The organism is cyanobacterium endosymbiont of Epithemia turgida isolate EtSB Lake Yunoko (genome assembly GCF_000829235.1).
Taxonomy (GTDB): domain Bacteria; phylum Cyanobacteriota; class Cyanobacteriia; order Cyanobacteriales; family Microcystaceae; genus Rippkaea.
Genome location: NZ_AP012549.1, coordinates 1510451 through 1535959 on the forward strand (window position 1 = coordinate 1510451; position 25509 = coordinate 1535959).

Annotated in this window: 15 protein-coding genes and 1 tRNA gene; 7 read left to right on the forward strand and 9 right to left on the reverse strand. The window is 31.7% G+C overall.

Features of this window, described 5'->3' with window-relative positions; genetic code table 11:
- Positions 1 to 2817: 2817 nt before the first annotated feature.
- On the forward strand, positions 2818 to 3549 hold the full coding sequence (rsmG, locus tag ETSB_RS04620) for a 16S rRNA (guanine(527)-N(7))-methyltransferase RsmG (protein ID WP_044106591.1): 732 nt from the start codon (positions 2818 to 2820) through the stop codon (positions 3547 to 3549).
- Between the two features lie 1851 nt (positions 3550 to 5400).
- Here rsmG and ETSB_RS04625 read toward each other — a convergent pair.
- The 4 genes from ETSB_RS04625 to ETSB_RS04640 all read right to left on the reverse strand — a co-directional run bounded on the left by ETSB_RS04625 (position 5401) and on the right by ETSB_RS04640 (position 8629).
- Positions 5401 to 5473: transfer RNA gene (locus ETSB_RS04625), tRNA-Arg, on the reverse strand.
- A 59-nt stretch (positions 5474 to 5532) separates the two neighbouring features.
- Positions 5533 to 6444: an ABC transporter permease gene (locus ETSB_RS04630; RefSeq protein WP_044106593.1), complete on the reverse strand. Its 912-nt coding sequence runs from the start codon at positions 6442 to 6444 to the stop codon at positions 5533 to 5535.
- Positions 6445 to 7535: 1091 nt separating this feature from the next.
- A complete protein-coding gene (locus ETSB_RS04635; RefSeq protein ID WP_044107617.1) occupies positions 7536 to 7766 on the reverse strand; it encodes a NifU family protein in 231 nt (76 codons plus the stop codon).
- Between the two features lie 230 nt (positions 7767 to 7996).
- Complete coding sequence (locus ETSB_RS04640) at positions 7997 to 8629, reverse strand: ribonuclease H-like domain-containing protein (RefSeq protein WP_044106594.1); 633 nt, start codon at positions 8627 to 8629, stop codon at positions 7997 to 7999.
- A 1110-nt stretch (positions 8630 to 9739) separates the two neighbouring features.
- On the opposite strand from ETSB_RS04640, the gene ETSB_RS04645 reads away from it, so the two are divergent.
- Positions 9740 to 10357, forward strand: a complete 618-nt coding sequence (locus tag ETSB_RS04645) for a 7-carboxy-7-deazaguanine synthase QueE (protein WP_044106595.1) — start codon at positions 9740 to 9742, stop codon at positions 10355 to 10357.
- A gap of 848 nt (positions 10358 to 11205) precedes the next feature.
- Here the strand turns inward: ETSB_RS04645 and ETSB_RS04650 are convergent.
- Positions 11206 to 12051, reverse strand: coding sequence for a prohibitin family protein (locus ETSB_RS04650; RefSeq protein ID WP_044106596.1), 846 nt, complete (start codon positions 12049 to 12051; stop codon positions 11206 to 11208).
- Between the two features lie 115 nt (positions 12052 to 12166).
- Positions 12167 to 13153, reverse strand: a complete 987-nt coding sequence (gene hemB, locus ETSB_RS04655; protein WP_044106598.1) for a porphobilinogen synthase — start codon at positions 13151 to 13153, stop codon at positions 12167 to 12169.
- Positions 13154 to 13459: 306 nt separating this feature from the next.
- Between hemB and ETSB_RS04660 the strand changes: the two genes are divergently transcribed.
- Together ETSB_RS04660 and ETSB_RS04665 are read left to right on the forward strand one after the other, a co-directional pair.
- Positions 13460 to 14245 carry a pseudouridine synthase gene (locus tag ETSB_RS04660; protein ID WP_044106599.1) on the forward strand — a complete coding sequence of 262 codons (786 nt, stop codon included), beginning with the start codon at positions 13460 to 13462 and terminating at the stop codon, positions 14243 to 14245.
- Positions 14246 to 14250: 5 nt separating this feature from the next.
- Positions 14251 to 15051: a helix-turn-helix domain-containing protein gene (locus tag ETSB_RS04665; protein WP_052470627.1), complete on the forward strand. Its 801-nt coding sequence runs from the start codon at positions 14251 to 14253 to the stop codon at positions 15049 to 15051.
- 1919 nt (positions 15052 to 16970) lie between these two features.
- On the opposite strand, the gene ETSB_RS04670 is transcribed toward ETSB_RS04665, so the two are convergent.
- On the reverse strand, positions 16971 to 17390 hold the full coding sequence (locus tag ETSB_RS04670; RefSeq protein ID WP_044106600.1) for a membrane protein: 420 nt from the start codon (positions 17388 to 17390) through the stop codon (positions 16971 to 16973).
- Positions 17391 to 17724: 334 nt separating this feature from the next.
- Between ETSB_RS04670 and ETSB_RS04675 the strand changes: the two genes are divergently transcribed.
- From ETSB_RS04675 to topA, 3 genes are all read left to right on the forward strand, one after another.
- The gene (locus ETSB_RS04675) at positions 17725 to 18039 is read left to right on the forward strand and encodes a DUF1825 family protein (protein ID WP_044106601.1); all 315 of its coding nucleotides are present in this window, start codon (positions 17725 to 17727) and stop codon (positions 18037 to 18039) included.
- 125 nt (positions 18040 to 18164) lie between these two features.
- Positions 18165 to 19346 (forward strand): L-2-hydroxyglutarate oxidase, encoded by a 1182-nt coding sequence (gene lhgO / locus ETSB_RS04680; RefSeq protein WP_044106602.1) that lies wholly within the window; start codon positions 18165 to 18167, stop codon positions 19344 to 19346.
- Between the two features lie 661 nt (positions 19347 to 20007).
- The gene (topA, locus tag ETSB_RS04685; RefSeq protein ID WP_044106603.1) at positions 20008 to 22626 is read left to right on the forward strand and encodes a type I DNA topoisomerase; all 2619 of its coding nucleotides are present in this window, start codon (positions 20008 to 20010) and stop codon (positions 22624 to 22626) included.
- 550 nt (positions 22627 to 23176) lie between these two features.
- Here the strand turns inward: topA and sfsA are convergent.
- Positions 23177 to 23911, reverse strand: coding sequence for a DNA/RNA nuclease SfsA (gene sfsA, locus ETSB_RS04690; protein WP_044106604.1), 735 nt, complete (start codon positions 23909 to 23911; stop codon positions 23177 to 23179).
- Positions 23912 to 24624: 713 nt separating this feature from the next.
- The gene (gene proC, locus ETSB_RS04695) at positions 24625 to 25446 is read right to left on the reverse strand and encodes a pyrroline-5-carboxylate reductase (protein ID WP_084220191.1); all 822 of its coding nucleotides are present in this window, start codon (positions 25444 to 25446) and stop codon (positions 24625 to 24627) included.
- Positions 25447 to 25509 lie beyond the last annotated feature (63 nt).

Below are 25509 nucleotides of genomic sequence, written 5' to 3' on the forward strand. Positions count from 1 at the left end.
TTATTGATATTTTTAAAATGCCAATAAATACAAGATATTCTTACTGGTCCAATATGAGATTAATAATAAACTCCTTCTATATTATGCTCTTAAAGCAGAAAGCTATAGCTTTCTGCTTTAAGCTTAAAAATTTAAAGTTAAAAATATTTTGACAAAAAAATCTTAGTTACAAGTCAAATAATCTTATTTTAAAATTAGATTTTTATAAGAATTATTATAAGTACTTTGTTATCTCAGGCAGGATAGTAAGTTTAAGAAAATTATATTTATTTATTATTATTATTGTTCATTAATTAGTATAACTACAATAATAATAAATAGAATTTCTCATAGAAAATATGGTGTCTTAAAAATATTTTTATTAACTTGTATTTAAACGCATTCAAATTATTTACGAAATTAAAGTGACTAAATTTATCAATAAATTTTATAATTAAGTGTTAAAAAATCGAGGTAATTAAGTAACTATATCTGTCTAGTAAACAGACTAAAAAATACAAAATTATTCAAAAAATTAGATAGTAATTATATATTTTTATACAATAGAATTTCTCATAAAAGAAATAATTTTACTTTTTACAAAAAAATACTTATAATGAAATGAAAACAATCTAGATATAAATAATATCTATAAAATCTTGTTTAATTGAAAATTAGAGCTTATTATTACAAAATAAGTATCTAAAAAGTAAAGATTATTTTTAATAAAACTATTTTTTATATTTTAAGAATAAAATATAAAAAATAGTAAATTTTCTGTAGTGATAAATTGTACCCATGGTAATAAAATTGTTAATAAATCTAATAAATCAAAACAAGAGGAGATATCGTATTTATCATAATTCCTTAAAAAAGAAGTTTTTATAAACTAAAATCAAGCATGGTTTTTTGATTAAAATTACTATTTACGTTAACTATAAATTACTGGACAACAAATAGTTAAAAAAATTTATTTTCCATTTGCTAAAATTCTTTACTGACTAAGTAAAATTATCTAGGTTTACTTCAGTATTATTCTGATGGAATTAAATTTATTTGTTGTTGTACTTATCTATTAATATCTGTATGAGAGCAAAGCTATAAGAATAATTTTAAAAATTTATAAATATTGAGGCGTTAGTAAAAAATTTTATGTTAAATATTTTTTGCTAACGATACTAGAGATAACTCGGAATTAATTTAGAAACCTACTGTGTATAATGACACATATTATAGGTTAGCTTATTAAAACTTAGCCCATATTTAATTTATATATTTCTTGTACATGATATCATCAATATATTGAAATTTTAATGGTTCAGATCTATTAATCTCAATAAGAATTTAACCAAATAGTCTGTTTAGCTAAAGGAGGGGTAAGAATTGGGAATATTTTCTGTCGTTTTGATAAAAAGTCTCTGGAAATTCTTTATATTACTTCATATCTGGATGAAAAAATTAAAAATGAGGAGAAATTTAACTTTCAAATGATTTAGCTATGATATGGGAATCATTGGGATATCGTATATTATTAGTCGAAGATTTAATTGATTCTGGTATTTATCTTTAAGAAGGAACCCAAAAATAATTAGAATTCGGTCTGCTTTCCTCTGCTACAAAAGTTCTTCTGCCGTTAAACCTGATTACTATGTGAAATATTTAGCTTTACATGTATATTCATATATTTGAAAAGTTAAGAGTCAAATTACTTGTTTAAAAAATAATGTACGAGATACTAACAAAAAAATATATATCTATCAGTTATGCAAATAAATAATGAGAATTATTATCATGGTATACGTTCTTATGTCCATAACAACGAATCTCTAAAGAGAATCTATAACTGCCTTTCTCATATTTAAGGACATATCAGAGGGGTGGGTAAAAACAATGGTAATAGATAATCGTCACTGCCTATAAATTTTAATCCAATTAGCAACAGTTAGAGTAGCAATTGATCGAGTATCTTAGTCAAATTTAGATGAATATTTAAGCGAATGTGTAGCATGTGCGGAACAATAGGGTAATATCAATGAGGAAATTGAAAAATTAAAAGTAGCTTTAGATAAAATTTTGCCTTAATCTTGTATTTGAGTGAGTTGATTGTTTCTCAAAATCAAAGATTATATAGTGAATTAATCCAATTTAGTCAACTCACTCAAGTTCTTCTATTAAGACTTGTAAAGGTAATTTTCGAGGGAGTTGGAACACATATAAATTTATGGGGTAATTTTTTTGTGTCGACTATATTGACAACTATGAGAAATTTTATGCATTGTCATGAACTAAAGTATTGAACTATAATACTTAATTGGAGTACAAAGATTGGGGAATGATAGGCACGACCCCATATAAGAAATATTATTAACTTTATTTATCCACGAGTGGGAAAGTTCTCTTTTTTATTCGAATGCAAACACATGAATATGATACGGAAGAGCAATATTTGGCTATATTGGAAACTAAACTATATTTAAGAAAAATAGTTTTTATAACCTTATTTATTGCTCAAATAAGTTATATACTTGTGATTTTAAATTAATTATTTATTGAAATACATTATTTTTTTACTCTTTATTTTATGGGGCGATGGTTACAGCAAAAGTGCTTAATTTAAAGTTAATTAATGTTACTTTATTACACAATTTCTTGAATGTATTTCTAGTACAGAAGTGTTAAGTAGAAAACAATTAGTAATCTGTTTTTAATTTATTCTACTCTTTATTTTGATAAAATTTTAAAAAATATTTATTTACTTGAAATAAAAAATTATCAATATTGTTATGATAGACAACATCTATCAAATATTTTTTTAAAAAAATTTAACCTTAACGATTTATGATCTGTAACTTATTACCTGACTTCAACGAAATTTGGCAAAAAACTCTACATTGGGAACCCACTAAATCACAACTTGAACAATGGGAAAAATTATATCAAGAAATAATATCAGCTAACTGCAAAATCAACCTGACTAGGATTACTGAACCCAAAGATTTTTGGGAAAAACACTTATGGGATTCTTTGGCAGGTATTGATACAAAAATTATTGATATTAAGTCTTCTTTAAAAGGAATAGATATTGGTACAGGAGCAGGATTTCCAGGTATTCCAGTAGCTACAATTTATCCTAATTTACAAGTTACTCTTCTTGATTCAAAAATAAAAAAAATAAAGTTAATAAACTTAATTTTAGATAAATTAAAGTTTATTAATTGTAAAACATTAATTGGAAGATCAGAGACTATTGGGCAGATAAAAAAATATCGAGAAACTTATGATTTAGCTTTAATTCGTGCTGTTGGCACACCTTCTGTTTGTACTGAATATGCCTTACCTCTCTTGAAAATTGGAGGAATAGCTGTATTATATAGAGGACATTGGCACGATAAAGACAAGTTAACTCTAAAATCTACCGTAGAAAAATTAGGGGGTAAAATTATATCAATCAAAAATGTTGAAACTCCATTAACTAAGAGTATTCGTACCTTTATTTATATTAAAAAAATATCTACAACTTCCCAAAAATTTCCTCGTCAAATAGGAATACCTAACCGGAATCCTCTATAAATTACACTATTATAAAAAAAAATTTTTAGATATTATTAAGCAAGACTTTTGAAGCTAACTTAACCTTATTAAGACTATCGACTTTAGGTTTTTGATTATTTTTTCAATGGAGATTTTATCCAAAATTTTTATATTGACATTACTATACAATTTAACATCTCAAAAAACTCTACTATTTGGGAGAAAAAGTCATCAAGAGAGATAGAAACACTTACTGTATGGTTGATGTAGAGACTCATACAATTTTTTAAAGATTTTTTTATTTTCAGTAGTGGTATATTAATAGTTCTTAGTTCAAAACTTTTCCTTGTTCTGCCCTGTTAGGGCTCACTTTTTGTGAACAGCTTTCTATTTTTGACTTATTTTAAGTTTATCTACTTACCGGTTTTAAATTATTTTTTTGACTTTAAATTTTATAAAATTTTTTAAATAAATGATTGTTATATTTTTCTCTGTCTTTCAACTTTTAACTAATTAGAGTCTCTTTTGCTGGTTAAAATTTTAAAATTTTTCTGATCCATAATTTAAGATTAAATGTTGAGATTTACCCAAAAAATAAAAGTATAAATGACACTTATTTATACTTTTATTTTTTGTTCTTATTTATATACTTGATATTTTGCTTATTAGTTATACATCATAAGTTTTATAAAATAAAATGATATATTTTTTTTATAAAACAATCAAAAAATAACAATATTGACTCTTTCTAAGAAAACCAAATAAACTTTATGATCTAAAATATTTTTATAGTATAGTAAAATATTAATAATATCTATCTAAAAAATATTAATGATGATGAGATCAACTAAATAACTAATTATAAATTATTAAATACATTCCCTTTATCTTTAATATATTAAAAATATGTAAAACTTAGCTTTAGTAGATACTATCGGAATTTATATTCCACCTGTGTGCTTGAACTATAAAAATCATCTAATATCTTTTTTAAAATAAAAATAAATTCTTGGATCTTGTTTGAGAATAAGTAGATATTAAAAATATTATTAAAATAATATTTTATATTTAAAGACTTTAAACCTTGAAATAAACATGCTTTTATGATCAATTACATAATCATTAACTAAGATTATTTTCTTCTTTATTTTTTGTCTATACTTTAGTCTTATAAAGAAATAATCATTTAATTCCCTTTTAAACCTTATAGGATTTTTAAGAATGTAGATTTTCTTGATTTGTTAATTAACTAAGGAGAATTAGCTATAAAATAATTTAATATTTACAAAGAGTACATAATTGTTATTCTGATAATTACTGGTAAAGACTTTTGCTTAAATGGTAATATTTTCCTTGAAATATCGCCATTTAAGCCTCTATTTATTACTTCAATAAATAGAGGCTTAATAATCTTCACAATATTGATCAGCCACTTATAGTGTCATTTATGTGTTTTTAATCAAATGTTTAAAAACCTAAGCTAGACGAGCTGTAGCAATATTACAATAAATAAAAGCTAAAGGTCTTACCTTACGAAAATTATAGAATACCAATAACTTTACTTTTACCAAAATCAATTTTTTATAATTATAGAATAAGATTCTAACAGGAGTTTTAAAAATTATTAGTTATCAGATACTGATTTATTATACTCAGTCCAGAAAAGGAAAAATTTAGATTATATATATAATCTCTGTCCTGTAGTCCTTTGTTAATATTTTTATCTTGCTTTAGTTTATATAAAGAATAACAGGAGAAGAATAGTGTTTGTAACAATATAAAATTAGCAGAAATAAGTATATTAGTCTCAAAATTATTAATTGTTTGGATACATTTGATAATTCAGTGAATAATTACTCAGATTTTAATGTGATGAATCTTGAGAATAAACGGGAACGGAGGGACTTGAACCCCCGACACCCAGGACCGGAACCTGGTGCTCTATCCACTGAGCTACGTACCCATAGCCAACCCTTAGGATAACATTATCTGTCGTCAGTTGTGGAGAACATGAGTAAAAACTTAACGACGGGTCTTAGGGTCAAAGGCATCTCGTAAACCATCCCCAACATAGTTAATACTTAAAACAGTTACAAAAATCGCTAACCCTGGGAAAAAAGCCATATGGGGTGACCAGGTCAAATAATCTTTGGCTTGAAATAACATTTGTCCCCAGGTTGGCATATCGGGAGGAAATCCCAACCCTAAAAAACTTAAAGTAGATTCAGTAACAATTCCATTTCCTACCGCCAGAGTCGCTGCAACGATGATAACACTGAAGACATTAGGTATAATATGAACCGAGATTAATCGTAAGGGACTAGCACCCAGGGCAGTCGCCGCACTCATAAATTCCATTTCCCTTAGTTTTAATACATTTGCTCTTACAAGTCGCGCTAGGGACATCCAATTAAGTCCACCAATGACGATCACAACTAGGATAAAGATACCTAACTCAGGTCCAGCAACTATTTTAACTGTATCCCGAAATAAATAAACTACTAGCAATAATAGAGGTAATTGGGGTAACGATAAAAATAAATCTGTTAAGCGCATCAATAGATTGTCTACTAACCCTCCATACAACCCAGCGATTACCCCGATAGCCGTTCCCCAAAAAATCGCTACTACCATCGCCGTAATTCCTACAGTTAAAGAAATGCGTCCTCCAAATAACACCCTTGCAAGTTGATCCTGTCCAAGATCATTGGTACCAAAAGGATGTTGCCAACTTGGGGGAATAGACGCTTGAGCAAAGTCAATAGTATCGATAGGAACATGATAAAAAAATGGACCAACAACGATACTAGCAATGATAAGACTTAATAAACTTAACCCCAATAAAGCCAGCCGGTTACGATAAAATCGCTGCCAGGTATTTTGCCACAAACTATTTGAGGGATAATCTTTCAGTTTTGGGGACTCAAAAGTCATTATATTTCTTGCTTTTACCCGACAGAATTTTTAAAGACACCCATCGTAAATAAGTTAGTTCCTATTTAATACTTAACCTTCATCATCTTAATGTTAAGGGACATAACTTAAATTTTAAGGAACTTTGTCTTTCTAGCAATTATACTATATTCCCACACACCATTTCATTTTAGTAACTGATGATACTCTTTATTTTGACGGTAATTATTAAAAATAAAAATCTTATATCAAAAAGCATAAGCCGTCAAATTAAAGCAATTTAACCTTATATTATCGATGTGCCTTACTTATATAGATGGGAAATCTTTCTTTTCAAGGAACACTTAGAATTTCAGATAAGAGATGGTATCCCGATATCATTTTTTAAAAATGGGGAGATTATCTAACCTCAGTGTTCTCTAAAAAGTTGAAGATAACTTAAAACCCACGTTCCTTTTGCTGCGGTTTAATAATTGGTTTTCATTACAAGACTATCTGTGTTGTAGTAAACAAAGTCTATTTTCTCACCCTGGGTTGTCCTTCAAGCCTTAGATTGATACTTTATTACTGGTATAAAGACCTTAAAAGTTACTTCTTTTGTCCTCTTGACTACTTAAGCAAAAGGATTACGGCAATACGATTTTGTTCTGATAAACATACCGTTTTAGAACAGATATTTAAGCACGTTTCTATATCAAGATAGATTATCCAATTATTTTTGTTGGATAAAATTAACTTCATATCTAAAGTCGGTGATAATATCTGAAAACTAACGTAGAGAAAAAATTGATCTCCAGTTCTTGGCTCGCCTTTGTCTTTACACGGCTGATGTTGTCAATCATTGGCATAAATTTACTTCGACTAATCTAACTCAGATCAAAGCAAATCTAAGGAGGAATAACTTAGTAAAAAGTAAATCTTAGTTGAGCTAATTTTGTAGAGCAACTGTTAGAAACTTCGAATCTGGCATAAATTTAGAGTTCAATAAAAAAATTTTTATTTTTTTATTGAAACAAAAGCTATTTTGGTTATAAATTTATAAATTACCTTGATTAACTGAAAACCCCTATTACTGTTTTTGAATTAAGGTATAGGGGTCTTTCGAGACTATCTCACATAATCTGTTCTACTTCGGCAACTTCAGGAATCATTTCCTTTAGACGTCGTTCAATTCCCATTTTCAAAGTCATAGTTGAACTAGGACAAGATCCGCAAGCACCCTGTAAGCGAAGTTTAACGATGGGACCGTCAATATCTACGAGTTCCACATTACCACCATCAGCCATCAAGTAGGGGCGCATCTCATCCAAGACTTGTTCCACATTATCTCGAGTAAGTGCCATTTCTTCCATAGTTAACCTCGATCTACCTCATTTCTAAAATCGCTGTCATTGTCATCCTAACGCGAAGCCTGGTATTTGATAAGTATTGTTAGTAGCAAATTCTCTCAGACTTGAAAGAGTTATGCTGACAAACAGATATAGGTTTTTCGATAATCGCTTTTTCGTCTAAAATAATGAATATGGATAACATTTCATAAACCAATAGTTTAATATTTCCTTTTGTTAAGATTTCAGTGCTCAAAAATCTCTCTATATTGTCCAAGATCTAAGTCTACAAAAGTGGGAATACAATCAAAACAATTTTGGGCTAGTTGCCATCTTTCTTCTCGTTTTAACATAGTCGTTAATTTTTCCTGAATGGATAGTAGATACAAAACATCATTTGCTGCATAATTCAATTGTGCCTCTGATAAACTAGAAACGTTTCCCCAGTCTGAACTTTGGGGACTTTTATCCAATTCAATACCTTCTAATTCCTGTACTAAATTTTTTAATCCATGAGAATTAGTATAAGTACGAGCTAATTTACTAGCAATTTTGGTACAGAAAATTGGTTTAGTATGAATTTTAAAAGAATACAATAATTGCGCCACATCAAATCGTGCATAATGGAAAACCTTAATAACTTTTCTAGATTCCATTAACTGTTTTAAATTGGGGGCTTCTGTCTGTCCTATTCTAATGCGAATAGCCGTAACAAATCCATCAGAATCACATAATTGGATTAAACAGAGACGATCACGTTGGGGAATTAAGCCCATGGTTTCTGTATCTACCGCAATAGATGTAGTGGTTGAATAGCGACGTAAAGTATCATCAGATAAATCACAATCTTCAACTTGAAAATTTGTTAAATTTAACATAAAAAAGTTAAGTTGGTAATAGCTTGATAAAACTTTTAAAAAGCTGTTGAATTAACCAGGTAAAGGCTTAAAATCATCTAATAGCTAGATGTAGTTAATTAAAATTTAACTCACTAAATCTAGTCTACACTATTTTAGTAGTGTAACACAAAAGGCTTTGTTTAAAAAAATCAAGTCATATTCAACTGAATATTTATAATTCACTAAGAAAATTGAAAACCTGACAATTTTTGTGAAAGCTATTCCTTTGTTAAAATTCAATTTGTTTAGTTCTAATTTTTATATTATTTTTATAATCAAGTTGTAAACAAAGTTATTAAAAGTCTAGTTATTCAATTTTTATAACTTATTTTTTTATTAATGATCACCATAGATAGTATATCAAAGTAATTGTGTGAGTTAAACAAAGTTTATCTAGAAAGTAGCCGGCAATTTTTACTCACTTTATTCAGTACCTTATGAATTTTTATAAATCTAGATTTAATAAAGTGTAAATAGTTAGAAACTATTATCTTATATTCAAAAATAATCATCTCTGAATAAAATTTTATAATATAGTATTTAAACTAAAATTTAAGCTTTTTATTTGAAAAATATTTAGTTATCTTTTACAAATTCAAAATTACTATAATACATAGTAATTATCTTAAATTTTTTATATAGCTTATGTTATAGTTGACTTGTCAATACGTAGTCACAAGTATAGTATAGTGACTAATGGATTTGAGTTCTTATTGATTAATTTGGTAAGTCAAGGGAATTAAAGATTATACAAAAGTTGTTTATAATTGATTTTCTCCTAGATAATTAATTCGCTAACTGAAAAAAAACTAGGAGCAGTTAAGCTGAAAAGAGAAGGTCTTTCCAGAATATAGTTTGGATGAATTTCTTCAAGTTAGGGTAATTTATTTAGAAACTAATCATTGGCTAAACTTTCTGCTATTTAAAGATAATCATGCTAGAAGGTTAAACAAAAAATCAATTATAAAATCAGAGACTATAGATAGTAATCAATAGCTAAAATAGATTATTAATTGTTGTTTGATAAACGTAATGATCTTTCGGAAAAACTGCTAATTATAGTAAATAAACAGTTTACCCTTATCTTGAATAAAAATGATATCATCAGACCTAATTACTTATCCTATCGTAGAAACCTTTCATTCAATCCAAGGAGAGGGAGCATGGATGGGGGTAAGTGCATTTTTTATTCGTTTGGCTGGATGTGATGTTCATTGTTCTTGGTGCGATCAAAAAGAGTCCTGGACAGTTAAACCCTATCCACTAAGGACTGTAGAAGAGTTAGCAAAGTTAGCGAAACAAAGTAACCCTCTCATTGTTGTTATTACAGGGGGAGAACCTTTGATTCACAATTTAGATCCCTTGACAGATAAATTAAGGAGGTTAGGGTTGCGAGTTCACTTAGAAACATCAGGAACACATCCATTTAGTGGTAGTTTCGATTGGGTAACTTTTTCACCGAAGCCGTTAAGTCTACCCAATGAAAGTATTTATAGCCAGACTAATGAATTAAAAATAGTTATTGCATCAGAATTAGATTTACAATGGGGACAGCAAGAGGCTAAAAAAGTCTCTTCGGGTACGATTAAGTATTTACAGCCAGAATGGAATAGTCATGAAAGTAAACAACTAATTTATGATTTTATTTTGCAATGTTCCGACTGGCGGATTAGTGTGCAAATCCACAAATTTTTAGATTTTAGGTGAATGTAAGTGGAATTTCGCCACCTCAATCGGAAAAGTTATTTAATTCTACACTAACTTAAAATCATTATGAGAAAGTGTTGCTGAACGTTAGTAAATCTAATTTTTAAGATCATTAGTTAAATTCTGATGACTTTTTGAGAAAATATATATAGCGGCTGAATTTATAGTATTACGTATTATGGTTAAGAAATTAATAATTATTAGAAGATTTTGCAAGTTTGTGCACTGTCCACCTCACAACAAGGTATTATTATTACATAATACGGTATTTTAATGAAAAATTGCCATAAATTTGGTATCAAAGATCAGCCAAGAGTAGTTTAGTGGTTACGGCTCTTGACTGATCTTTGATACTTCTCCCGACGATTCGTGTAAGGATATAACTCTGGTCTCTCTACTCCACAACGAAAGGTTACTTTTTTAGTGATCTTTATCTCAGATAAAAGATATTGCAATTTATCCATACTCTACCCAGATACTCCTAAAGTCAGTACTAACGAATATCTATCAGCTGTAAGTACATCGTTTTTAAATCACCAAAAAACTTTTCTTACTTGCTTCCTGGCTTCTCAGTATGATCAACTGTCTAACATAATCTGTAATCTATGAATGCCTGTTTTCATTAGCTAACTTGAGGAAGTCAGTTCTTCAACTTCTTATCTTGTTTTAGAAGAAATTGCCATATTTGCTATATATCTAATTTTTCTAATTTATTAGTCAAGCTCTAAGCGTATTTTTATACTAACATCAAGATATTGTAAATATTTCCCTATGTTTTGAGAAGTACCACAAGTCTACAGCGCGGGGATTCCCGCGCATAAGCTAGTTAATATTAAATTAAATAAAAGTTATTGGTTTTGTACATCCCCTAAATTAAATAAAAACGGTACACTTCCTTGATTTTTACTTCCCATTACTAATACATTAGGCATTTTTGCTCCTCCTTCTCTCCAAGCTTCAATTGCCTCTTTTTGGAGAACTAATTCCCCACCTTGGGCTTTCAGAGTTTCTGCTAGTAAACGTTGGGCTTCTGCCTTTCCTTTAGCACGGTTGACATCGGCTTGGGCTTCTTGTTCAGCTTCCTGGGCAATATAAACTGCTCGTTGCGCCCGTTGTTCAGCAATTTGTTTTTCTTCAACGGCACGAGCAAATTCAGGAGAAAAGTTTAGATCAATAACGCTTGTATCAAGGACAATAATGCCATATTTAGCTAAGCGCTCATTGAGGGCATTATCAAAGTCTTGTTTTAATTCATTACGTTGAGTGATGGACTGTTCTACAGTACGTTTAGCTGCTGCAATCTTAAAAGATTCTTGGGTTTGGGGAGCAATAATTTTTGCAACGATGTTTTGTAATGTTCCTTGCGTCCGGCGAATTTGAGCTACTTGTACAGCATCAAGACGAAAGTTAATCGCAAAACTAGCGGTTAGATCCTGTAAATCTTTAGTAGCACTTTGGGCAGGCACTTCAAACTTTTGCACTGTTACATCATAAACGTCCACTGTTGAAACTAACGGCGGTTTATAATGTATTCCCTCTAATAAAGCCCCATTTTGGGCTTTTCCTAATACACTAAGTACCCCTGCCTGACCAGGGTTAATTACAATAAATGAATTAAAGCTAATAAAAACCACTAAAGCGACAATGATGCCACCAATTAAAGGCCATAAACTCGGGAAGGATTGACGAGTCACAAGGTTTTCTCCTTAATCTAAATTAAATGTTAAATTTGACAACGTATTGTATAGAGTTTGGAGTTTCAAGTTAGAAGTTTAAAGATAAAAACTCTTGTCACCTTACTCTTCACTCTTAAACTTCTCTTAGCCACTGTACCGCATCTTTGGCATGGTAAGTTAAGATTAAATCGGCTCCTGCCCGTTTAAAACTAGTTAAAGTTTCTAGAATTACTTTTTTCTCGTCAATCCAACCATTGAGAGCGGCTGCTTTGACCATAGAATATTCTCCAGAAACATTGTAAGCTGCTACAGGGAGGTAGGTTACTTCTTTAACACGCCAGATTACATCCATGTAGGATAAAGCAGGTTTGACCATCAACATGTCCGCCCCTTCTTCGATGTCTAATTTTACTTCTTTAAGGGCTTCTCTAGCATTTCCTGAGTCCATCTGATAAGTAGATCGATCCCCAAATCTGGGGGAAGATTCAGCCGCATCACGAAAAGGACCATAATAAGCAGAAGCATATTTAGCAGCATAGGAAAGAACAAGAGTATTATTAAATCCTGCTTCATCTAACCCCTGTCGAACCGCTTGGACAAATCCATCCATCATCCCTGATGGGGCAATAATGTCAGCTCCTGCTTTAGCTTGAGAAACTGCCGTTTTCTTCAGTAACTCTAGAGTAGGATCATTAAGAACTCGTCCAGTTAGGTCCCCTACTTCTAGATAGCCACAGTGACCGTGATTGGTATACTCACACAAACAGGTGTCGACAATAACTACTAAATTGGGAACTGCTTCTTTGATAGCAGTAGCCGCCTGTTGAATAATTCCATGATCATGCCAAGCTCCTGTTGCTGCAATATCCTTAGTTCTAGGAATACCAAAAAGAATAATAGACGGAATGCCTAGATCGTAAACCTCTTTGGCTTCATCAACAATTTTATCCACCGAGAGTTGATAAACTCCTGGCATAGACTTAACTTCTGTGGCGATTTTTTTGCCAGGAACGACGAATAAAGGGTAAATTAAATCATTAGCTGTCAAAATTGTTTCTCGCACCATGCGGCGCAGTTGGACAGTTTGACGTAGACGACGAGGGCGATTAATCGGAAACATAAGTCAATAATTGAGGATAAAATTAAGTTAATCTTGCTATTTCGATCACTTAAAAGTCGAAAGTTGCCTATAATAATGTCTTTTAGTTAAAAGTAAAATCTTACCAAGGCTATTTCTGCATTTGCTTTTATTCTGATAAAAGTGTTTAACTAACTAAAAAATAATAAACTAGCTTAAGTGTTGCATACCTGAGCATAATTATTAAAGAGTAAAGTTTTTTATATAGTTGAGTTAAAAAATATTTTTATAAAAATATTTTTTAAGTTTTTTGTCTAAAGTTAAGTCTCGTTAAAATAGGTAAACTATATGGAAGAAAGGGTTCAAAAAATTTTATCCCAATGGGGAATCGCCTCTCGTCGAAAAGCTGAGAAATTGATTTTAGCCGGACGGGTAAAGCTTAATGGACATCGGGTTCAGTTAGGTGAAAAGGTCAATCCTGAGTATGACCGCTTAGAAGTGGATAGCCAAATTATTCAACCAACTCAACGACCTGATTTTCTGTATATTTTACTCAATAAACCTCAAAAAGTCGTTTCCACCTGTGACGATCCTCAACTTCGTTTTACAGTCCTTGATTTACTGCCAAAAAACCTCTGTCAAGGTACAGGTATCCATCCTGTCGGGCGACTAGATTTCAATTCAACTGGAGCTTTACTTTTGACCAATGATGGAGAACTAACTCTCAACTTAACTCATCCTCGGTATCATTTACCAAAAACTTATGACGTTGTCATTTCTGGAAATATTCCAGAAACACGCTTACAACAATGGCGTGAAGGTGTTATGCTTATGGGCAAAAAGACCCTAGCAGCTCAGGTTGAAGTAATTCACCGTTATCCTTATCAGCAAACCCACTTACGAGTGGTTATTACTGAAGGAAGAAATCGTCAAATTCGCCGTATCGTGCAACAGATGGGGTGTCATGTACTACGACTACACCGCAGTGCGATCGGTTCTATTACTGTAGATTCAGAGTTATTTCATGAATCTAGGTTACCCAGCGGGCACTATCGCTTACTAACAACCTCAGAAATTAATTTTCTAAAATCTCGTCCCCATCTAATTACAGAAACATCTCAAAAGCTCAGTTGAGCATTATGTCTAGGAAAAAGCTCTCTGTTAATCCATCGTCAGACTTACTATCTAAGATAGAGCGATCGGAAATCTCTCCCAGAAAAGGGAGTCTAACTTTTTGGCGACGGTTAGTGACTAAAATTCATTTAAATCTATTGGTAAAAAACAATCGAAGAAGAAAACTAACAGAAATGGAGTTTCGAGTATATTTGCCGATAATTTTTTCTTTAAGGCAAATTAAGCTACTTTTATCTAATCGTCGATGGAATAAAACTTCATCCTATGATCTCGAACAAGAACAATATAATGTTTTAACTAATATAGGAAATCAACTTTATCAAGCTCGTCGGGAACAGGATATCTCCCTTGAGATGGTTGCTGCCGATACCTTTATCTCTCTAGGGTTGTTACAGTCACTCGAAAAGGGTGATCTAAAGGATTTGCCAGAGCCAATTTATGTCAGAGGACTAATTAGAAAATTTGCTGATTATTTAGGTTTAAATGGTAGAGTTTTAGCCAATCATTTTCCCACGAAAATGGTAGGAAAATCTTCTCAATCTTCCCGTCTTCAAATTTGCTTTCCCACTTTGGAGTTACGTCCTTTTCATCTCTATTTTATTTATATTGCCATTATTATTTTGTCTGTTGAAGGAATTTCTAATCATCTTAAACGCACAGCTTTAGATTTAGAGACAGGGGAGGTTCATCACTCATCCCCTAAGTCCTCTTCGTCAGTCACAGTATCTAGTGATCAAAATTCTTTTGTCAACCAACATCAAAAGGTTTTACCCAAAAAAATATGTTGTGATAGATACTGGCCTTAAAATAACTGTTTTTTAAAATTTTAAAAAAATATTGACTTACTATGATTAGTTTATATAAAAAATATTAGTTTAATAAAACTCTTGTTTTAATATTATTAAGGTTAATTTAATTGAGCTATAAACGTATAGTTTTAATTAATTTAATTTTTTTATTTACATCTTAATATCCCTTTTTGTGGATATCAATTGTCAGAATAAACTACAGGTTTTAAAATTTATCTACTCATTATCTAACAACTTTGTAGTTTTTATTTATTTTCGAAGTTTATTCAAAGTCTCTAGAGGAATTATAAAAAGTGACTTACTCTACTTTAGTTTTTCACTGATTTTTTTTAGACTTTCTCTAACAATACTGACTTCTTCTATTTGGCTTAATTTCTTTTAATCCAAGTTTGGAAAATATTTTACTATTATCGTTTTAGTTTTTTTAAATCAGACTACAGGTTTTTAACTTTTTATATATACTAGTAATGTTTGTTAATTGAGTAGTTCCTAGTAATAGCAATAAATAAACTACCTGATTAAATTTTAATCGATTATTAAATCAATGGTTTAATTAAACCTTATATGATTTTGCTTGTATTTTTAAACTTTATAAATTAGTTAATTATATATAAAAATATAAACCTATACTAATACTTTTAGTATCAGTATTTCTATTAAATAAGTACAATAATCTCTCTTTTTATTCATCCTTAAAAAGTAAAATAGTCTAAAAAACTTAATCTAGTGGTTGTTATGATTAACATCATATTTTTAATATATAAATTTTATATGTATAAGTTTTAAATGCATGAAGTATATCTTCTGTAGTTAAGTTTTTATATTCAACTACAGATAGTAGAAATATGAACTGTAACAGCTGTTGTTCAGTGTCACCGAGAACTATTTAACTTAGCACACTATCTTTTTATACTATACTTTAGTAAGTGTTCCACAGTATTAAGTTGTCCTACCTAAATTAAAGAGAATTTTTTGTAAACATAAGAGAATATTTTTATGCTTTGTATTGCTTCTTAAAGTCTAAGAACAAGATTCATAAGACTATAATTAACTTGAATACACTATACTACTTGTTAAGTTGATTTATTAATCTTAATTATTAGTTAATATGATTTTAGTGATACTATTTACAGTGTACATAAATTAATTAGAGTTTAATTTTATGTCAACTACTACCTTAACTTGACATAAAAAAATATATAAAATTTATTATTTTTTTTAAAAAAGTTTAGATATTGAATAGTATTAAAAAGTTTAATAAAATAATCGTTATATTCTATTGACAGACTGATAATATAAAAAAAAATTCAAAACTGGATTACTATTGGTGTTTTTGGACACCACTAAAAACAAGATAAAAGATGCTTAAAGCTAAGGTTTATATATTTTTTATTATCTATTGATTATCCAGGATGTGGCATAATTTCAGTCAATAACAATGAAGAAAATATAAAAAGTTAAATTAGCCAGTGAGGTATTTACATATAGATTAGCCTTGGGGATAATAAAAATTATTTGCTGATGCTCAGAATAAGGCAGTTTATAATTTGAGATATTTTTGATGAAGAATAAGAAATTATAAGAAGTTTAATTAACTAAAAGCTAAACAGAGAATTATAAATTTAATTTGACGAGATTAAAAATAATTGTCGGATAAATATAAGCTAATATCTTTATTAACCACAAGCTTCTTAAAAAGAAGATATCAGATAATTTTAAAATTTTCAGTATTAATTAATAGTTAAAATACTTTATTTACATTTTTTAAGATATTACTATTCATGTCTGAATACTCATAAAAAATTGACAAGTACTGCAGAATAAATTAAATCAAATAAATTAAAGATTTAATAAAACTGATTCAATTAGATATTCATGAAATTTTAAATAGATATTGACAAGTATTTTTGTGTCAATCAAGCAATGCGATCAAGAAGTCGACGGCGTTTCTGTTCAAATTCATATTCTGAGACTAACCCTTCTTCCCGCAATTGATCCAATTCTCTTAGTCCTTCGGCAATAGCCTCGACTTTTACCGGTTTAGTAATACTAGGATTAAGAACAACAGGTTGGGAATAACTTAAGGATAATTCGTTAAATTGAGCTTTAAACAGTTCTTGTCCTTGTACAATATACCATACTACATCAATAGCACAAGCAATACGGGGAATAGGACTATCCCACAATAGACAATAGATTACTCCCCAGACAGGTTGTCCCAGGTAGAATTTATGAAGTCCTGCAATTGGCCACGGAACAATCGTAGCAAGTAAAGCTAAGATAACCCCTACTTTACGGCTTTTTTGTTGATTTAATAGCTTTTCTAAAATTTCCATAGAATTTTCGATAAAATAATAATAATTGATCTAATTTATTTAATCTACTGTTTTTGACTGTTGTTTATAGGAAAACGGTTCCTTCTTGAAGTCATAAGTGTCTCAGCAAAATTAATTACTAAGTTCACAATGCCTAATAGTAGAGCTATAATCTTTATTAAACAATTATTATGGGGATATATATCCTACCGTTGTTAGCATCTCAATCAACGACTAAAGATGATACGGAAACCCGTAGTTTTCAAGAGGTTGAGAGTCATTTATAATGGTATATGAAGTCCTGTTGTCAGATGGGACTGCTGATTGACGTCGTTTAAAATTACATGAAATGACAATGGGATTTTTTGATTCTGAAGTTGTTCAACAAGAAGCCAAACAGTTATTTGAAGACTATCAATCTTTAATAAAGTTAGGAGGAGAATACGGAAGGTTTGATCGTGAGGGTAAAAAAATTTTTATTGATAAAATGGAAGCTCTTATGGATAGATATAAAATTTTCATGAAACGCTTTGAGCTATCGAAAGATTTTATGGCAAAAATAACTGTTGAACAACTCAAAACTCAACTAGTACAATTTGGCATCACTCCTGAGCAAATGTTTCATCAAATGAATTTAACTTTAGAGAGAATGAAATCCGAAATCGAATAATGAACAAGGATAGAATCAGTTAATTCTAAGAGCTAATAAATGGGTATTTTTTTTGGCATTTTTCTGTGATTATCAGAAAAGAAAATAAATGGTAAAATAAAACTGTTTTTAATGTCAAAAAAAATATGTATGATTTTGCAATTATTGGTGGAGGTATTGTCGGACTTGCCACAGGGATGGCATTAGGTCATAAATACCCTAATGCTTCGATTGTAGTTTTAGAAAAAGAAGCCTGTATTGCTTTTCATCAAACTAGCCGTAATAGCGGTGTCATTCACTCAGGCATTTATTATCAACCTGGTAGTTTTAAAGCAAAATTTACTTCTGTTGGTAACCAGTCTATGGTAGATTTTTGTCGTACCTATAATATCCCTTATGAAGTTTGTGGAAAAGTTATTGTTGCCACGAAAGAAACAGACCTTCTCTTATTAGATAATTTTTATCAACGTGGTTTAGAAAAAAAGTTAAAAGTTAAAAAGATTAGCTCTCAAGAAGTAAGGGAGATAGAACCTTATGTTAACTGTCTAGCTGGAGTTTACGTTCCTACTTCAGGAATTACTGACTACACAAAAATAAGTCAAAAATATTCTGAATTAATTCAAGAGCAAGGAGGAGAAATTTGTCTTAACACAGAGGTAAAAAAAATTGTTAAAACTTCTGAGAGCCAAGTTTTAGAAACTAATCAAGGAGCAATTAAAACCAGTTTCGTTATTAATTGTGCCGGATTATATAGTGATCGCGTAGCTAAATTAGCTGAGGTTGATAGTCAAGTCAAAATTATCCCATTTCGTGGTGAATATTACGAGTTGACTCCTGAAAAACGTTATTTAGTAAAAAATCTTGTTTATCCTGTTCCTAATCCCCAATTTCCTTTTTTAGGAGTTCACTTCACCCGTATGATTGATGGAAGCGTTCATGCTGGACCCAATGCAGTGTTAAGTTTGAAGCGAGAAGGATATAAAAAGACAGATTTTAACATCAAAGATTTTGCTGAGGTTATGACTTATCCAGGATTTTGGAAGTTGGCAGCCAAACACGCTGATGAAGGCATAAAAGAAACGATTCGCTCTTTTAGTAAAGCCGCTTTTGTTCGAAGTCTACAACAACTCATCCCTGAAGTAACGGTCTCTGATTTAATTGTCAGCAAATCTGGAGTTCGCGCCCAAGCTCTGAAATCTGATGGGGAACTAGTCAATGACTTTTTAATTATTCAAAATGAACAAGCTTTGCATGTTTGTAACGCGCCTTCTCCAGCAGCAACTGCTTCTTTAGAAATTGGTAAAGCAATTGTTGCCCGAATTCCTTAAATAATTTTGACTAAAAATCATTAAGGAGGATGAATCAATTAATTCATTCTTTTTTTGCTATCAGTTCACAAAGTAATCTCTTCTGAGAGTAAAAATTAGCACAATGAAACGACCTTTTTAGTTTTCAGCAAAAGAAATGAATATAAATTTAGCGTCTTGCTTTTCCGTAGATTATAGCTTTTGTTCATAATGATAATCGTATTCTAGTCGAAAATTTATATTCGATTTTAATTAAACTTCTTGAAGTCTACAATATTATTTGACAATGGACACTCTGAGTATCTATAAACAATTTAGGCATTATTAGCTATATCCTTGCACTAGAGAGATTTATAAATACATCCCTAACCATTTTTTCAAACATCTATAGATAGTGTTCTATCAGATATAGAGCAGACTTACCCATGATCCCTTATAAATTGAGTCAATCTTTCAGAAAGTCATGCTAAATTACCTAACAAGATGGATGAAAAAATTTACTGAAACTTTTTATTATCCTAATTAATAGCCTTCTATTGGATCCTAAAATGTTCAAAAGGCAAGTCAATTCTTTATGCTATAAGCTAATTAACATAGGAATTTCAGACACTATTAACTGATCTAGACTTTGTTATAGTCCCGATTTTTTGCTACACTCGCTCGATTAGACTGAACTATTATTATGCCAACGCTTGTTATCGTCGAATCTCCGACTAAAGCTCGTACCATTAGAAACTATCTACCCAAAGGGTATCGCGTCGAGGCATCTATGGGGCATGTACGAGATCTCCCTGCCTCAGCTGAGGAAGTTCCCGCATCATATAAGGAAAAAAGTTGGTCAAACTTAGGAATTAACATTGAGAATAATTTTGAGCCACTTTATATCGTTCCCAAAAATAAGAAAAAAGTGGTTCAAGAACTTAAATTTGCTTTAAAAGAGGCCGATGAGTTAATTCTTGCCACTGACAAAGACCGTGAAGGGGAAAGTATCAGTTGGCATTTGCTACAGCTACTCAAGCCCAAAGTTCCTATCAAACGTATGGTTTTTCATGAAATTACTCGTGAAGCCATACAACAGGCGTTGAATAACTGCCGTGATATTGATAAGAATTTGGTTCATGCCCAAGAAACAAGACGAATTTTAGATCGTTTAGTTGGTTATACGGTTTCTCCGCTACTTTGGAAAAAAATTGCTCGCGGTCTCTCCGCTGGACGAGTGCAATCAGTAGCAGTTCGTCTGTTGGTGCAACGGGAGCGAGAACGCCAAGCTTTCCAGTCAGGAGGATACTGGAATCTCAAAGCTTTATTAGAAACAGAAGATAAGAACTCCTTTAATGCTAGGTTAGTGACCCTAAAGGACAAGAAAATTGCTACAGCCAACGACTTCGACCCCAGTACTGGAAATATCACTCAGGGACGAGATGTAGTTCTTCTTGATGAAGATAAAGCTTATACTCTTAAATATCGCTTAGACGGGAAGCATTGGACTGTTAGCAATACAGAAGAAAAACCCACAACTCGCAAACCTGCCCCTCCTTTTACTACCTCTACTCTTCAACAGGAATCTAACCGAAAATTAGGAATTTCAGCACGGGATACGATGCGGATTGCCCAAAAACTTTATGAAGAAGGGTATATCACTTATATGAGAACAGATTCTGTCCATCTATCTGATCAAGCTATTACTGCTGCGAGAAACTGTGTTGAACAAAAATATGGCAAAGAATACCTTAGCCACAAACCTCGTCAATACACAACTAAAAGTAAGGGAGCCCAAGAAGCACATGAAGCCGTTCGTCCCGCAGGAAATGAGTTTTGCACTCCTCAAGAAACAGGATTGTCAGGCAATGAGTTTTCCCTTTATGACTTAATTTGGAAACGTACTGTGGCCTGTCAAATGGCTAATGCTAGTTTAACCCAAATCGTTATTAGTCTTAAGGTAGAAGACGCAGGCTTTCGTGTTTCAGGTAAACGGATTAATTTTCCAGGTTTTTTCCGCGCTTATGTAGAAGGGTCTGATGATCCTGAAGTAGCTTTAGAAAACCAAGAAATAATCCTTCCATTTCTACAAGTAGGAGATCATCCTACTTGTCAACAATTAGACGTTTTAGGACATGAAACCCAACCCTCTACTCGATTTACCGAAGCATCTCTTGTAAAAATCCTCGAAAGTGAGGGAGTCGGTCGTCCGAGTACCTACGCCAGTATTATTGGGACAATTATTGATCGTGGTTACGCTCAAATGCGCAGTAAAGCCTTAGTCCCGACGTTTACCGCTTTTGCAGTGGTAAGTCTATTAGAGCAACATTTTCATGATTTGGTGGATACAAAATTTACCTCAAAAATGGAACATACCCTCGACGAAATTGCTACTGGAGAAACTCAATGGGTACCATATCTCAAGGATTTTTATTTGGGGGAGAAAGGATTAGACAATCTGGTTCAACTGGGTATTGAAAACATAGATCCTGCGGTTGCTAAGGCTGTTAACCTAGATAACCTAAAGGTTACTATTAAACTTGGAAAGTTTGGACCGTATATTGAGATGATACAAGAAGGAGAAGTGATTACCGCTTCAATTCCCATAGATTTAACTCCCGCTGATCTTAATCCTGAACAGATATCCTTGATTCTTAAGCAAAAAATAGAAGGACCTAAAGAATTGGGTTTACACCCTGAAACAGGCGAATCTATCTATGCTCTTATTGGGAGTTATGGTCCCTACGTTCAGTTGGGAGAAGTTAGCGAGAATAATAAGAAACCCAAACGCACCTCCTTACCTAAAGAAATGAAGCTTGAAGATATCACTCTAGAGAAAGCTCTAGGATTGTTATCTCTTCCTCGTCTGCTGGGAAATCATCCTGATACGGGAGCCAAAATCAAAGCAGGTTTAGGGCGTTTTGGTCCTTATATAGTTCATGATCAAGGGAAAGAAGGTAAAGACTATCGTTCCTTAAAAGCGGAGGATGATATTTTGACGGTTAACCTAGAACGATCTTTAGAATTATTAGCACAACCAAAGCGAACTAAAAGAGGTGGTCGAGGGGACAAAAAACCGCTGCGAGAATTAGGAATCCATCCTGAAGACAAAGAAGCCATTAACCTTTATGAGGGTCCTTATGGCCTCTATGTCAAACACGGCAAGGTTAATGTTGGTCTTCCCGAAGGAGAAAAAGTGGATACTTTAACTCTAGAAACAGCATTAGAATTGTTAGCAACCAAAGCAACAACTAAGAAAAAAATAACCAAAAATAAAACTACTAGTAAAAACACAAAATCAACAGTCGACAATAATAAATAATGGATCTACTAGACTTAAGTTTAAGCGGCAATTAAAAATTGTCGCTTAAATCAAACAGGAGTAAAACAATACAACATAAGCTTGTCTTCATCAGCTTATAGTTGGGCTATGAAGACAGACTTAATTTTATAGAAATCAGGCTTTAGCTTGTATTCAATTCTAAAAGTTCTTCTCTTATCATTATTTAGTTTAAAACTATTCCATTAACATAACTCATTACAAACAATAAGGATTGATACAAAAGATAGTAAGAATGTGAGGAGTTAGGTAGTAAACTATTATGGACATTGTCCAAATTGCTTTAAAATACCCCCTGTTATCAAAGTCGAGGGTTTAGAAAATGTAGTTTACGGACTGAGCCGATAAATTAAGAATGAAGGGAAGTATGTCAAACTAATTTTTCAAATGTAAATTATATATGCTAAGCTCTCATTTGAGTACTCCATCAAGTTTATGCAAAGAGAAGTGTTGCACCTCCTATCTTATAACTGTTGTAAATTCAGTAGCATGTGGTTAATGGAGATGATTTACCTAATAATTAGTTTTAACTTTACGATAAAAAAGGTATCAAAAATTCTGCAAGTCCTAAATAGCGAATACTTTCAGGAGTAACTTCAAAACGATAAGGTAATATTTTGACTCCCTGATTGACTGCTTTTCTTAAAAGCTTTCCATAAGTAGCATCAAAATTATCTCCAGGGGCAAAAGAATGACAATCTTTTCGATTAATAAAATAGAGCATGATTGGTTTTGCATCTGGTAAAAGTGATATTAATTCTTTTAAATGTTTTTGTCCACGACTGGTGACAGTATCAGGAAAGAGAGCTATTGTTCCTTGACTAAGGGTTGTATTCTTCACTTCTATATAAATGGGAGACTTTTCCCCATCTTGTGTTAGGAGAAAATCAATACGACTTTTTTTATTCCTTCCATAGGGAACTTCACAATGAACTTGGGTATATTGTCCCGCCAACTCTAGTAAACTTTGTTGTTCCAACGCGAGTTTAATTACCTTGTTAGGGAGAGCTGTATTAATTCCCACCCAAGTTCCCTCAACATTAATCATTTCCCAAGTGTAGGCTAATTTTCGCTTAGGGTTATCACTTTTAGAAACATAGACATGACTTCCAACCTTACTCACTCCTATCATTGCCCCTGTATTTGCACAATGAGCCGTAATTATTTTCCCTGTTTCAAGTTCAATATCAGCTAGAAATCGCTTATAGCGTCTAATTAGAATCCCTGAAATTAGAGGAGGATAAAAATAAACAAAATTAGAAGTCATTATTATTAATAATTAAAATAACTAAGTCAATGAACTTTTAAAAAGCATAAACTGAAATAGAAAGGTGCTTGAAAGAAAAAATTATTCAAATGCTAGCCTGCTTAAAAATATAGCTAACAGTATAAATAGCCAAAACTATCAAGGTTGATTTGGAACCCCAAAATTTTATCTAAAATTATAGTAAAAGTAGAGATATTATATTTCTATTTTAAAATATAAAAAGTTGTAAATACTTGGAATAATAGATGAAATTATTCAAATAGTACAATTTAAAAAAGAATGTTAAGATAGATTATCTGAGAGAGAGGAAAGTCATTGAATATTCTGAGAGATAGACAAAAAAACGAAATAATTCTAGAAAATTAACAAACAAAAAAGCAACGGTATATAGTGGAGTATTTAGACTCAATCAAAGTTTTAGTTGTATATATTTAGTCAAAAAACAGCTTGAGAAGGAAAATTTTTATTAAAATTTTAGATAGAGGAGTAGATGAAGCCCCAAATACTGCAAAGACAAGGGGATAAATACAATCATCGTTTTTGATGATGACAACTATATATAAGTAATTTAGTAAAACTACAGCTAAAATAATAAAAAGAAAAAAGATTCTATTTATTTTTTATGTGAACCTAATTAATCAAGAACTGATTTTAATAAAGGCCAACGAAATTAGATAAACGAAATAATCTGTTTTTTCACCTTTCATTTAAAGCTACATACTTATTTGTTCACCTAATTGTTGGGATCGTTGATAAGCTGCTTGTACTGCTTCAAGAATAGCTGAACGAAATCCTGCCTTTTCTAATCGAGCTACTCCAGCAATGGTAGTTCCTCCTGGAGTAGTGACTTTATCTTTTAATTGGGCTGGATGTAACTCAGTATTTTTTAGCAATTGTACCGTTCCTAAAACTGTTTGTAACGCTAGCTGAATAGCAATTACCCTCGGCAAACCGACAGATACTCCTCCATCAGCTAAAGCTTCAATCATCATTGCTACAAAAGCAGGTCCTGATCCAGATAGTCCTGTAACTGCATCTATCAAAGACTCCGGCAGTTGTACCACTTCGCCAACTGCCTCAAAAATAGTAGTTGCTAACGTTAAGTGCTTGGGTTCAACCCTTTGTCCAGGAGAGATCGCGGTCATCCCTACCCCGACAGTGGCCGGCGCATTAGGCATTACTCGCAGCATTGGATATTTTGGAAACTCTGCTTCTAAGCGAATCAAGGGAACCCCAGCTAGAATAGAGATAACCAGAGGGTAAGGCTGAAGACGTTCTACTACATTTAGTGAAGTTAGAACCTGATCTAACACCTGTGGTTTAATGGATAACAATAACACTTCTCCTGAATCAACTACTGTTTGGTTGTCTTCAGCAATATGAACCCGATAGATTTGTTCAAGAAATTTTCGTCGCTGTTGATCGGGTTCGCTAACTAACACCTCATGAGGTTGATAAAGTTTTTGATTTAAAAGGCGGGATATAATAGCCTCTGCCATCATCCCGCCGCCGATGATACCTAATCTAATAGACACAAGTTTTAATTGAATTTAACTTAACGATCTAGCTCTCACCAAAACATTATAGTTACTATAACA